This window comes from Micromonospora sp. ANENR4 (assembly GCF_015354395.1).
GTDB classification, from domain to species: domain Bacteria; phylum Actinomycetota; class Actinomycetes; order Mycobacteriales; family Micromonosporaceae; genus Micromonospora; species Micromonospora aurantiaca.
On the sequence record NZ_JADKYQ010000001.1, the window covers coordinates 190,110 to 202,363 of the forward strand.

Sequence of the window (12,254 nt, forward strand, 5' to 3'; positions counted from 1 at the left end):
ACTGGTCACAAACCCAGGCCGAGTAGTGACACCTGCCGTCCTGACACGCAGGATCACCGTCACACGTGCCCTGCCCCTCGAGGGCCCTGTTCTCTGGAGGAAGAGAACGTTGAGTAAACCCCGCACGCGCAGCCGGCGACCGTCCGCCGCGCTCCTGGCCTCGGTCCTCGCGGCCGGCGCCCTGACCGTGGGGGGTGGCGCCGGCACCGCGAGCGCCGCCCCCGCCACCCCGCCCTCGCAGCCGACCGCCGCGAAGGCACTGGGCGCCCACGACGCCAAGCTGCTCGACGAGGCCGAGGCGAAGAACGCGCCGACCGTCACGATGATCATCGCGGCGAAGAAGGGCTCGGCCAAGAAGGTCGTCGACGGCCTGACCGGCCTGGGCGCCACCGTCAGCCAGCGGTACGACCAGATCGGCTACGTGCTGGCGAAGGTCCCGACCGCGAAGGCGCTCAAGGCCGCCACGCTGCCGGGTGTCGCCGCCGTCGACCTGGACGAGACCATCAAGCTCCCCGACCCGGCGCCCGAGGCGGCGCCGAAGGGTGCCAAGACCGCCTCGCAGGCCGAGACGCTCGCCGGGCCGGGCGGCGACACCGGCGCGGTGAACCCGTACATGCCGACGAACGAGACCGGCGCGGAGGCCTTCAAGGCCGCGAACCCGCAGTGGGACGGCCGCGGCGTCACCATCGGCATCATGGACTCCGGTGTGGACCTCGACCACCCGGCGCTCCAGCAGACCACCACCGGCGAGCGCAAGATCGTCGACTGGGTCACCGCCACCGACCCGCTGGAGGACGCCTCCTGGCGCCCCATGCTGACCGAGGTCAGCGGCCCGACGTTCACCACCTCGCTGGGCACCTGGACGGCGCCGGCCGGCAACTACCGGTTCAACGTGTTCCGCGAGAACATCACCGCGAACAGCGACGCGCGCGGCGACCTCAACCGCGACGGCGACACCACCGACTTCTGGGGCGTCCTCTACAACCCCACCACCGGTGACGTCCGCGTCGACGCGAACCAGAACAACGACTTCACCGACGACGAGGTGATGCGGCCGTACAAGGAGAAGTTCCAGGTCGGCCACTTCGGCACCGACAACCCGGCCACTGCGGTCCGCGAGCAGATCCCGTTCGTGGTCGAGTACCGGCGCAACGTGAACACCGCCCCGGTCGGCGGCCCCGGCCTGGTCGACTACGTCAACATCGGCATCATCGAGAGCACCCACGGCACCCACGTCGCCGGCATCACCGCCGCCAACGACATGCTCGGCAACAGCGCCTTCGACGGCGCCGCGCCGGGTGCCAAGCTGGTCTCCGCCCGCGCCTGCTCCTGGGGTGGCGGCTGCACCGCCGCGGCGCTCACCACCGGCATGGCCGACCTGGTGATCAACCGCAAGGTCGACGTGGTGAACATGTCGATCGGCGGTCTGCCGGCGCTCAACGACGGCTCGAACGCCCGTGCGGTCCTCTACAACGACCTCATCAACACCTACGGCGTGCAGCTGTTCATCTCGGCCGGCAACTCCGGTCCGGGCGTGAACACCGTCGGTGACCCGTCTGTCGCCACCGACGTGGTCAGCGTGGCGGCGAGCGTCAGCAAGGACACCTGGCTGGCCAACTACGGCTCGGTGGTCCGCAAGGACAACGCGCTGTTCAACTTCTCGTCGCGCGGCCCGCGTGAGGACGGCGGCTTCAAGCCGAACATCGCCGCCCCCGGCTCGGCCATCTCCACCGCGCCGACCTGGCAGCCGGGCAACCCGGTGCCGGAGGCGGGCTACTCGCTGCCCCCGGGCTACCAGATGCTCAACGGCACCTCGATGGCGTCCCCGCAGGCCGCCGGTGCCGCCGCGCTGCTGCTGTCGGCCGCCAAGGCGACCGGCAAGGGCGTCACCCCGGCCGCGCTGCGCCGGGCCGTCTACACCTCGGCGGACCCGATCAGCGGCGTCCCGACGTACGCGCAGGGCTACGGCATGTTCGACGTACCGGGCGCGTGGAGCCTGCTCGCCAAGGGCGTGCAGACCCGCACCTACACCTCCGAGGCGCCGGTCTGCACCGAGCTGTCGCCGAACCTGACCCGCTACGACCGGGCCTCCGGCACGTTCGTGCCGAACCCGAACGTCGGCACCGGCCTCTACAACCGCTGCGCCGCCGACCGTGGTGGCCAGAAGGTCAAGGAGAGCCGCCACTACGAGGTGAAGCTGACCCGCACCAGCGGCCCGAACAAGGGCGTCAAGCACGAGGTCGCCTTCCGCGGCAACGACGGCACCTACAGCGCCCCCAAGGTGGTGTGGCTGCCGCTGAACAAGACCGTCACGGTCAAGGTGAAGGCCAAGCCGATGACGGCCGGTGCGCACGGCGCCATCATGACCGTCGACGACCCGGCCACCTCCGTCGTCGACTTCGAGGTCGCCACCGTCGTGATCGCCTCGAACCCGGTCGCCGCTCCGGCGTACTCGTTCTCGGCCGACGGCTCGGTCGAGCGCAACGGCTTCCGGTCGTACTTCGTGACGGTGCCGCCGGGTGCCGGCGCGCTGCAGGTCAACCTGTCCGGCATCGCGACCGGCTCGCAGACCCGCTTCATCGCCATCAACCCGTACGGCGTGCCGGTCGAGAGCACCGCCAGCACCGCCTGCTACACCAACTTCTCCGACGCCGCGGTCTGCAAGCCGCAGGAGCGGGACTACCAGAACCCGCTGCCGGGCGTGTGGGAGATCGAGGTGGAGGCGCGTCGCACCTCGCCGGCGCTGGACAACCCGTTCCGGCTCCAGGCCCGCGTGCAGGGCGTCACTGTGGAGCCGGCAGTGGTCCAGCTCCCGTCGGTCACCGCCGGCACCCCGGCCTCGGTGAGCTGGAGCCTGACCAACACGTTCGGCCCGGTCCAGGTGACCGGCGTCGGCGGTCCGCTGGCGAGCGTCCGGTCCGAGCGTCCCAGCATCACCGAGGGCGCGACCCAGGAGTACACGGTGGAGGTGCCCGCCGGCGCCACCTCGTTCACCGCCCGGATCGGCAACCCGTCCGACCTGAGCGCCGACCTGGACCTGACGGTCTTCCGCGGCACCACGCAGGTGGGCCAGTCGGCCGACGGTGACTCGGAGGAGGCGGTCACGCTGACCAACCCGACGCCCGGCACCTACCGGGTCGTGGTCGACGGTTACTCGATGAGTGACCCGAGCACCGCGTACGACTACCGGGACTCGTTCGCGTCCCCGGCGCTGGGCACGCTCTCCGCGCCGTCCACGCCGCTGTCCCTGGCCAACGGCGCCACCGCCACCCTCACCGGTGCGGTGACCGCCCTGTCCACCCCGGCCGCCGGCCGGGAGCTGTACGGCGACATGGCCGTGACCACCACCGAGGGCGCGGTCGTCGGCCGCGGTTCGGTCGAGGTCCTCGCGGTCAACTGAGCCGCTGACACGAAGGAGCCCCGTCCCCTCTCGGAGGGGGCGGGGCTCCTTCGTGCTTGCGGTCAGGCGCGGCGGGCGGACTCGACCACGAACGGGGTGCCCTGCTGACAGGTGGTCATCATGCCCGGCTCGGGGCGGCCGGTGACCTCGACCCGGGCGCCGGGCTTGAGCACGTCGCGCGGCCCGCCGACGAGCAGGTGGCCGTCGAGCAACAGGCAGTTCGGCTCGACGCCGGCCTGCACGGTGCCGCTGATGACGGTGCCGCCGACCCCCGGCGGGGTCGACGGGCCACCCTTCCAGGAGGGGCCGGGACGCTTCGGGCTCGTGCCGGGGTCGGGCTGGCTGGTCACGGGGGCGGCTCCCGTCGTACTCGGGCTCGGGCTCGGGCTGGAATCGGCGGACCCGTCGCCGGGTGCGGCGCAGGCGGTCAGCGCGAGGCCGGCGAGCAGTGCGACGAGCACCGTACGAGGAGTCTTCATGGTCGGTTGGACGCGGCGGACGGCCGATCCGTTCCCGGTCAGCCGCGGGCCGCGGCGGCGGCCTTCATGTCGCGCTTGAGCTCCTGCGGCAGCGAGAACGTCAGCCGCTCGTCCGCGGTGGTGATCTCCTCGACGTCGCCGAAGCCGCGCTCGGCCAGGTGCGCCAGCACCTGCTGGACCAGCTCGTCGGGCACGCTCGCGCCGGAGGTCACACCCACAGTGCTCGCCCCGGCAAGCCAGGCGTCCTCGATCTCGTGCGCGAAGTCGACCAGGTAGCCGGCGCGGGCTCCGGCGTCGAGCGCCACCTCGACCAGCCGGACCGAGTTCGAGGAGTTGCGCGAGCCGACCACGACCACCACGTCGCACTCGGGGGCGATCTCCTTGACCACGTGCTGGCGGTTGGAGGTGGCGTAGCAGATGTCGTCGCTGGGCGGCGACTGGAGCAGCGGCAGCCGCTTCTTGAGCCGGGCCACGGTCTCCAGCGTCTCGTCCACCGACAGCGTGGTCTGGGACAGCCAGACCACCTTCTCCGGGTCGCGCACGGTGACCTTGTCGACGCCGTCCGGGCCGTCGACGAGCTGGATGTGGGCGGGGGCCTCACCGGCGGTGCCGATGACCTCCTCGTGCCCCTCGTGCCCGATGAGCAGGATGTCGTAGTCCTGCGCGGCGAACCGCCGGGCCTCGTGGTGCACCTTCGTGACCAGCGGGCAGGTGGCGTCGATCGCCCGCAGCGAGCGCTGCTTGGCCTGGTCGTAGACCTCGGGGGCGACGCCGTGGGCGGAGAAGATGACGGTGGCGCCCTCCGGCACCTCCTCGTTCTCCTCCACGAAGATCGCGCCCTGGGCCTCCAGCGTGCGCACCACGTGCTTGTTGTGCACGATCTGCTTGCGCACGTAGATCGGCGCGCCGTAGAGCTTCAGCGCCTCCTCGACGGTCTGCACCGCCCGGTCCACGCCCGCGCAGTAGCCGCGGGGGTTGGCCAGGAGCACGCGCTTGCCGGTCCGGGGAGTCGTCTCAGCGTCAGTCACCCGCCCATCGTACGTGCCGCCCTCCCGCACGGCAGCGGCCGCGAGGCACGCGCGGGCGCTGTCGGTCCCGGGCCGTAGGGTGGGCGGGTGAGCGCGGGAGAGGACGGCCGGGGGGCGCCGGACGGGCGGAGCAGCCCGGACGGACGGAGCACGGCCGAGGAGCCCTGGCCGGTCCGGGTGGTCAGCCAGAAGGTCGGCGCCTGGATCGCCCGCCTGGGCTGGGTGTGGGTCGACGGCCAGGTGGCGCAGATCAGCCGCCGCCCCGGCGCGAGCACCGTCTTCCTCACGCTGCGCGACCCGTCGGCCGATCTCAGCCTCACCGTCACCACCAACCGCGACGTGCTGGACGCGGGCGCGCCGGAGCTGCGCGAGGGTGCCCGGGTGGTGCTGCACGCCAAGCCGGAGTTCTACGCCGCGCGCGGCACACTCAGCCTGCGCGCCGACGAGATCCGCCAGGTCGGCCTCGGCGAGCTGCTGGCCCGGCTGGAGAAGCTCAAGAAGCTGCTCGCCGCCGAGGGCCTGTTCGACCGGTCCCGCAAGCGGCGGCTGCCGTTCCTGCCGGGCCGGGTCGGCCTGATCACCGGCCGCGCCTCGGCGGCCGAGCGGGACGTGCTGACCAATGCCCGCCGCCGCTGGCCCGCCGTCGACTTCCGCACGATCAACGTGGCGGTGCAGGGGCCGAGCGCGGTACCCGACATCGTCGGCGCGCTCAAGGTGCTCGACGCCGACCCGGCCGTCGACGTGATCGTCATCGCCCGGGGCGGTGGCGGCATCGAGGATCTGCTGCCCTTCTCCGACGAGGCGCTGTGCCGGGCGGTCTTCGCCTGCCGCACACCGGTGGTCAGCGCGATCGGCCACGAGACGGACGCGCCGCTGCTCGACTACGTCGCCGACGTGCGCGCCTCCACCCCGACCGACGCGGCGAAGCGCATCGTGCCGGACCTGACCGAGGAGGTCCGACTGATCGGCCAGGCCCGGTCCCGGCTCGAACGGGCCGTTCGTCACCTGGTCGACCGGGAGCAGCACCGGATCGACCTGCTGCGCTCCCGCCCGGTGCTGGCCCGGCCGCAGGTGATGGTCGAACAGCGGGCGGTGGACGTGTCAGCGCTGCGCGACCGCGCCGGCCGGTCGCTGGAGCACCGGCTGCGGGGTGCCACCGACGACCTGCGGCACACGCTGGCCCGGCTGCGCGCGCTGTCCCCGGCCGCCACGCTGGAGCGCGGCTACGCGATCGTGCAGCGCGCCGACGGCCACGTCGTCCGCGCGGCCTCCGAGGTCGCCAAGGGCGATCCACTGCGGGTACGCCTCGCCGAGGGCGAGCTGACCGCGACCGTCGACGGCTGAGGGAAGAGAGACGATGACCGGCAGGAAGCAGGACGAACAGCTCAGCTACGAGCAGGCCCGCGCCGAGCTGGCCTCGGTGGTGGAGAAGCTGGAGGCGGGCGGCACCTCGCTGGAGGAGTCGCTGGCTCTCTGGGAGCGCGGCGAGCAGCTCGCCGGGGTGTGTCAGCGCTGGCTGGACGGCGCGCGCGCCCGCATCGACGCCGCCCGCCAGCGCGCCGAGGACTGACGGTGGGGTCCGGCGCGCTCGCCGAACCCCACCGCGGACCTCAGTTGAACAGGTTGTACAGCTCGGAGGGCGCCTCGACGACCTGGTCGGCCGAGGGCTTCTGGGCCGGGGCCGCGTTGCCGTAGTCGGTGTAGGTGATCTTCAGGTCCTGCGCGGCGCTCTGGCCGGCGGCCGGGATCTTGAGCACCATCTCGCTGAGCCGCCCCTGCGTGTCGACCTTGGCGGTGAACGGCACCGACTGGGCCTGCGCCCCGAGCGCGGTGATCACGGCCGGGTCGAGCGAACCCGCCTCGGCGGCCTTCGACACGTCGACGGTGCCCTCGTACGCGCCCTCGCCGGTCTGCCGTACCTCGGTGATGCCCTGGGTGAGGACGGCGCTGCCGGCCGGGTCGAGCTTCTCGAAGTCGAAGCCCAGCGCCCGGTTGCCCTTGATCCGGTTCTGGTCGAGGTGGTGGTACTTGCCGGTGTTGAGGTTCTTCACGCCGGGGATCTGCGCGGCGGCGGTGCCACCGAGTTCCAGCTTGACCCAGCTGTCCGGCTTCGCGTGGATGAGGTCGAGCTTCATCATCAGGTCCGACGACGGGTCGCCGATGGTCATCCGCATGTCGGCGCTCTGGCTCGGCTCGTGCACCTGCCCTTCGGCGGTGGAGCCCGCGCCGGTCATGGAGAACTTGAAGTTCCCCTCGCGGATCGCGTTCGTGGAGTCGAGCAGGGCCTGCTTGGCCGCGCTGCTGGACGCCGTGGCGCTCGGTGCGACGCTGCCGGAGGCGCTCGGGGTCGCGGAGGCGTCGGACGTCGTCCCGTTGCCGTTGCAGGCCGCCAGGCCGGGAATGAGCAGCGCCGCGGCGAACGCGGTGGCGCTGAAGCGTCGTATCTTCACGTCAACCTCTCCAGGTGGGTCGTCCGGGCTCGATGTCCCTTCTGTTCCCGGAAGCGGGGATCCGCAATCCCGCCTCACCCGGAGGGAGGATGTCAGCGCAGCGACGTGGCGAGCTTGCGCAGCTCCGTCTCGCCCGCGTCACCGACCACGATCACGGTGCGGTTCGGCTCCAGCAGGACGAGCGCCTGCTCGTTGCCGCGTGCCGTGTAGCGCTGCCAGCTCAGCCCGCCGGGCAGGTCGGCAGCGCCCTGCGGCTGCCCCTCGGTCAGCTCGGCCGGCAGCAGCTTCTCCGCCGGGACGTTGCTCTCCACGAGCTGCGCGCCCCGGCCCTCCGGGGTCACGTATCCGATCCGCAGCGTCGAGCCGTCCGGCTCGGTCCGGAATCGGGCGTTGACCGTACGCCAGTCGTCGCCCAGACCGGTCGGCTCGCTGACCGGGAAGGCGTTCGCGGAGCGGGCCTGCTCCAGCGCGGGCGCCGGGTCGACGGTGACCGGCGAGTCGCCCCCGAGGAAGCCCCGGTAGAAGGCGAGCAGCAGCGCGATCGGGACCAGCAGGATCAGCAGGGACAGCGCCATGTCCTTCGGCGACCGCTCGGACCGGGCCTTGCCCGCCGCCGGGGCGACCACGGGCTCGGCGGGCGCGGGCTCGCCGGCCGCGGCAGCCGGCTCGACCAGCGCGGGCTGCCCCTCGGACGGGGCCGGGCCGCCGTCCGGTCGGACCGGCGGCTGGCCGTCCGGCGGGGTGGCGTCGGTCGGTGTGCGGTCGGCAGGCTGTGCGGCTTCCACCGGGCCATTGTCGCAGCCCACCGGGGGACGTGATCCTGGCCTCCTCCGCCCCGCCGGGACGGCGAACCTGAGATCGTGTGAGGATCAGCGACAAAACCGGCGGCGGTGGCCGCCGGTCCCACCCCGCAACGTCGCGAGGAGGCCGCCATGACAACCACCAGGACGCGGACGCCCCAGGATCTCGACCGCAACCTCGCCCTCGATCTGGTCCGGGTGACCGAGGCCGCGGCGATGGCCGCCGGCCGCTGGGTCGGCCGGGGCGACAAGGAAGGCGGCGACGGCGCAGCTGTCGACGCCATGCGAAAGCTGATCAACTCGATCCCGATGCGCGGCGTCGTGGTGATCGGTGAGGGCGAGAAGGACAACGCCCCGATGCTGTTCAACGGCGAGGAGGTCGGCGACGGGACCGGCCCCGAGGTGGACGTGGCGGTCGACCCGATCGACGGCACCACGCTGATGAGCAAGGGCATGCCGAACGCGCTGGCGGTGCTCGCGGTGGCCGAGCGCGGCGCGATGTTCGACCCGAGCGCGGTCTTCTACATGGAGAAGCTGGCGGTCGGCCCGATGTACGCCGACGTGGTGGACATCAACGCCGGGGTGGCCGAGAACATCAACCGGATCGCCAAGGTCAAGGGCACCGACGCCGCCGAGGTGACCGTGTGCGTGCTGGACCGGTCGCGCCACGACGACCTGGTCAAGCAGATCCGGCGTACCGGCGCGGGGATCCGGTTCATCTCCGACGGCGACATCGCCGGCGCCATCGCGGCGGCCCGCGGCGAGTCGGACGTGGACGTGCTGATGGGCATCGGCGGCACCCCGGAGGGCATCACCGCGGCGTGCGCGCTCAAGTGCATGGGCGGCATGATGCAGGCCAAGCTCTGGCCGAAGGACGCCGAGGAGCGCCGCAAGGCGCTGGACGCCGGGCACGACCTGGACCGGGTGCTGTTCACCGACGACCTGGTCACCGGCGACAACTGCTTCTTCGTGGCCACCGGTGTCACCTCCGGTGACCTCCTGCGCGGCGTGCGGTACCGCTCCGGTGGCGCGTACACCCAGTCGATCGTGATGCGCTCCAAGAGCGGCACGATCCGGGTGATCGACTCGTACCACCGCCTGGAGAAGCTCGCCCTCTACTCGGCTGTCGACTTCGACGGACGCCCGCTGGCCGAGCAGGAGTGAGCCGGACACGCTGTCGACCGGGCGACGGTGTCGGGTTGGCCACCGCGGCGCTGACCCTGGTCGCGGTGCTCGTCGCCGCCCTCGGCCCGGCCCGCCGCCCCTAACGGGCGGCGGCGGGTGCGGCGGCCCGCAGGCCGGTGACCATCTCGTCGACCACCCGGTCCAGCGGCGTCCCCTCGATCCCGAACGTCTCGCTCGCGGCGGTGGAGTCCATCACGAACGGCCCGGCGAACTGGTGCGCCGTCTCCCGCAGCTCCCGGGCGAACGGGTCGGCCAGGCCACCGAGCCAGAGCACCGGGTAGGGCATTCGGATCAGCCGGGGTGCCGGCGCCCCGGCCCGCTTCGCCGCCCGGTCGGCCAGCGCCCGCATGGACATCGAGGGCGCGCTCGGCACGTGCCAGGCTCGTCCCCAGGCCCGCGGGTCGGTGGCGGCGGCGACGAGGGTACGGGCGACGTCTCCCACGTACGTCCAGGTGTGCGGGGCGTCCCAGGCGACCGGCAGGAACACCCGCTGCCCGGCGAGCACCTTGGGCAGCACCATCATCGGCAGCGAGTTGCCGCCGAGGCCGATGTAGTCGGAGCCGCGTACCTCGGTGACCCGGGCCCGGCCGGCGCGGTGGGCAGCCAGGGCGTCGGCCCACATCCGGTTGCGGACCCGGCCCTTGACGCCGGTGGCGGCGAGCGGGGTGGCCTCGGTCATCGGGGCGTCGACCGGGCCGTACCCGTAGAGGTTGCCGACTGTGGTGAGCACGGCGCCGCTGCGCTCGACGGCGGTGAGCAGGGCGGCTGCGAGCGGCGGCCAGTCCGTCCGCCACCTGTGGTACTCCGGGTTGGCGCAGTTGTAGAGCGCGTCAGCGCCTTCGGTGAGCGCGGCGAGCCGGTCCGCGTCGGCGGCGTCGGCGGCCACCCGCTCGATCGCCTGGTGCTCGGGGCCGGTGCCGCGCCGGGTGACCACGCGCACGCGCTCGCCGCGCTCGGCGAGGAGGCGGGCGGTGGCGGTGCCGACGGGGCCGGCGCCGACGATCACGTGCAGTGCCATGACAGGTCCACCTTCACTGAAGCAGTTGTTCGAAGCGAGAGCACCGCTCTCGAAACAGAGCATGACTCATGCGAGCAGCCCACGTCAAGAGCAGTGCTCTCTCTTTTGATTGCTGCTCTCATCCGTGGCAGAGTGACGGCATGGTCGCTCCCTCGCTCCGCGCCCGGGTCCGCGCCGGGATGATCGAAGAGATCAAGACGGTCGCCCGCCGCCACCTGGACACCGACGGCGCGAACCTCTCCCTGCGCGCAGTGGCCCGCGACCTCGGCATGGTCTCCTCGGCGATCTACCGCTACTTCCCCAGCCGCGACGACCTGCTCACCGCGCTCATCCTGGAGGCGTACGACGCGCTCGGCGACGCGGTGGAGGCGGCCGACGCCGCCGCCGACCAGGCCGACCTGCGCGGACGGTGGCTCGCCGCCTGCCGGGCGGCCCGTACGTGGGCGCTGGCCCACCCCGCCGAGTACGCGTTGCTCTACGGCAGCCCGGTGCCCGGGTACGCGGCCCCGGACGACACGGTCGCGCCGGCCCAGCGCCCTCCGGTGACCCTGGTCGGCATCCTGCGCGACGGCCTGGCCTCCGGCCGGCTCGCCCCGCCCGACGACGAACTGCCCGAGCCGCTGCGCGGCGACGTGGCCGAACTGGTCGGGCTGCTCGGCATGGACGTGCCACCCGCGCTGCTGGCCCGCGGCATGGCCGGCTGGACCCAGCTGTTCGGGCTGATCAGCTTCGAGCTGTTCGGCCGGATCAACCGGGCGCTACCGCACCGCGACGAGTACTTCGACCACCAGATCGGCCTGATGGCGGACCTGGTCGGCCTGCCCTGACGCCGATCGGCGTCAGGTGCCGTCGGAGGAGTGACCGGGGAACAGGTGCGCGGTCGGGTCGATGACGACGGCCGCGTTGTTGACGGCGGTGGCGGCCTCGCCGAAGCCGGTGGCGATCAGGCGGACCTTGCCCGGGTACTCGGTGATGTCACCGGCCGCGAACACCCGGGGCAGGTTGGTGGCCATCGCGCTGTCCACCACGATGTGCCGCCGGTCGAGGTTCAGCCCCCACTCGGCGAGCGGGCCGAGGTCGGCGGTGAAGCCCAGCGCGGCCACCACGGTGTCCACCGGCAGCGTCTCCACCTCGCCGCCGCGTACGGTCAGCTCGGCGCCGGTGACCGTCTCCTCGCCGTACAGCCGGCTCACCTCGGCGTTCACCACGATCCGCACCGGCAGCGCGCGGACACGCTCGATGGTGGCGGCGTGCGCCCGGAAGCGGTCCCGCCGGTGCACCAGCGTCACCGACCGGGCCAGCGGGGCGAGCGTGGCGGCCCAGTCGAACGCCGAGTCGCCGCCGCCGACGATGAGCACGTGCCGGTCGGTCAGCTCGGCCGGCTGCGGCACGAAGTAGACGATCCCGCCGCCGGTGAAGCTCTCCGCGACCGGCAGCGGCCGGGGCGTGAAGCTGCCGAGCCCGCCGGTGACCAGCACCGCGCCGCAGGTGAGCTGCTCACCGCCGGCGAGGCCGAGCACCGGCCGGCCGTCGAGGTAGGACAGCTTCTCCGCGCGTACGCCGAGCCGGTAGTCGGGGTGGAACGGCGCGGCCTGGGCGACCAGGTTCGTGACCAGCTCACGGCCCTTGATCGCGGGGAAGCCGGCGACGTCGAGGATCAGCTTCTCCGGGTACATCGCGGTGACCTGACCGCCCGGCTCGGGCAGCGCGTCGATCACCGACACGGAGAGTCCGCGGAAACCGGCGTAGTAGGCGGCGAAGAGCCCGGCGGGACCGGCCCCGATCACGGCGACATCGACCTCGCGCATGGCGTACCGTCACTTTCCGCTTCGGATCACCCCGTGCTGATGCCGAAACGGTAGGCGGGCGGGTGGCCCCGGGCAAGCATGTCCCG

11 protein-coding genes are annotated in these 12,254 nt (G+C 72.7%); 5 read left to right on the forward strand and 6 right to left on the reverse strand.

Annotated features, from left to right (window positions below; translation table 11 throughout):
* Positions 1 to 109: 109 nt before the first annotated feature.
* Positions 110 to 3,400 carry a S8 family serine peptidase gene (locus IRY44_RS00855; RefSeq protein WP_194798570.1) on the forward strand — a complete coding sequence of 1,097 codons (3,291 nt, stop codon included), beginning with the start codon at positions 110 to 112 and terminating at the stop codon, positions 3,398 to 3,400.
* A gap of 62 nt (positions 3,401 to 3,462) precedes the next feature.
* Here the strand turns inward: IRY44_RS00855 and IRY44_RS00860 are convergent, their stop codons facing one another.
* Both IRY44_RS00860 and IRY44_RS00865 read right to left on the reverse strand, forming a co-directional pair.
* A complete protein-coding gene (locus tag IRY44_RS00860) occupies positions 3,463 to 3,879 on the reverse strand; it encodes a hypothetical protein (protein WP_194798571.1) in 417 nt (138 codons plus the stop codon).
* A gap of 38 nt (positions 3,880 to 3,917) precedes the next feature.
* Positions 3,918 to 4,907 (reverse strand): 4-hydroxy-3-methylbut-2-enyl diphosphate reductase, encoded by a 990-nt coding sequence (locus IRY44_RS00865; RefSeq protein WP_194798572.1) that lies wholly within the window; start codon positions 4,905 to 4,907, stop codon positions 3,918 to 3,920.
* A gap of 87 nt (positions 4,908 to 4,994) precedes the next feature.
* Here IRY44_RS00865 and xseA point away from each other — a divergent pair, with 87 nt between their 5' ends.
* Entirely contained in the window at positions 4,995 to 6,251 is a 1,257-nt protein-coding gene (xseA, locus tag IRY44_RS00870; protein ID WP_194798573.1) for an exodeoxyribonuclease VII large subunit, read from the forward strand.
* 13 nt (positions 6,252 to 6,264) lie between these two features.
* A complete protein-coding gene (locus IRY44_RS00875; RefSeq protein ID WP_194798574.1) occupies positions 6,265 to 6,477 on the forward strand; it encodes an exodeoxyribonuclease VII small subunit in 213 nt (70 codons plus the stop codon).
* Between the two features lie 40 nt (positions 6,478 to 6,517).
* On the opposite strand, the gene IRY44_RS00880 is transcribed toward IRY44_RS00875, so the two are convergent.
* Both IRY44_RS00880 and IRY44_RS00885 read right to left on the reverse strand, forming a co-directional pair.
* Complete coding sequence (locus tag IRY44_RS00880) at positions 6,518 to 7,357, reverse strand: hypothetical protein (RefSeq protein WP_194798575.1); 840 nt, start codon at positions 7,355 to 7,357, stop codon at positions 6,518 to 6,520.
* Between the two features lie 92 nt (positions 7,358 to 7,449).
* Positions 7,450 to 8,142, reverse strand: a complete 693-nt coding sequence (locus tag IRY44_RS00885; RefSeq protein WP_194798576.1) for a DUF4245 domain-containing protein — start codon at positions 8,140 to 8,142, stop codon at positions 7,450 to 7,452.
* A gap of 147 nt (positions 8,143 to 8,289) precedes the next feature.
* On the opposite strand from IRY44_RS00885, the gene glpX reads away from it, so the two are divergent.
* Positions 8,290 to 9,321: a class II fructose-bisphosphatase gene (glpX, locus tag IRY44_RS00890; RefSeq protein WP_194798577.1), complete on the forward strand. Its 1,032-nt coding sequence runs from the start codon at positions 8,290 to 8,292 to the stop codon at positions 9,319 to 9,321.
* 100 nt (positions 9,322 to 9,421) lie between these two features.
* Here the strand turns inward: glpX and IRY44_RS00895 are convergent, their stop codons facing one another.
* Positions 9,422 to 10,360: an NAD-dependent epimerase/dehydratase family protein gene (locus IRY44_RS00895; protein WP_194798578.1), complete on the reverse strand. Its 939-nt coding sequence runs from the start codon at positions 10,358 to 10,360 to the stop codon at positions 9,422 to 9,424.
* A 140-nt stretch (positions 10,361 to 10,500) separates the two neighbouring features.
* On the opposite strand from IRY44_RS00895, the gene IRY44_RS00900 reads away from it, so the two are divergent.
* Positions 10,501 to 11,187 (forward strand): TetR/AcrR family transcriptional regulator, encoded by a 687-nt coding sequence (locus IRY44_RS00900; RefSeq protein ID WP_194798579.1) that lies wholly within the window; start codon positions 10,501 to 10,503, stop codon positions 11,185 to 11,187.
* A 12-nt stretch (positions 11,188 to 11,199) separates the two neighbouring features.
* On the opposite strand, the gene IRY44_RS00905 is transcribed toward IRY44_RS00900, so the two are convergent.
* Positions 11,200 to 12,168, reverse strand: coding sequence for an NAD(P)/FAD-dependent oxidoreductase (locus IRY44_RS00905; RefSeq protein WP_194798580.1), 969 nt, complete (start codon positions 12,166 to 12,168; stop codon positions 11,200 to 11,202).
* Positions 12,169 to 12,254: the final 86 nt, after the last annotated feature.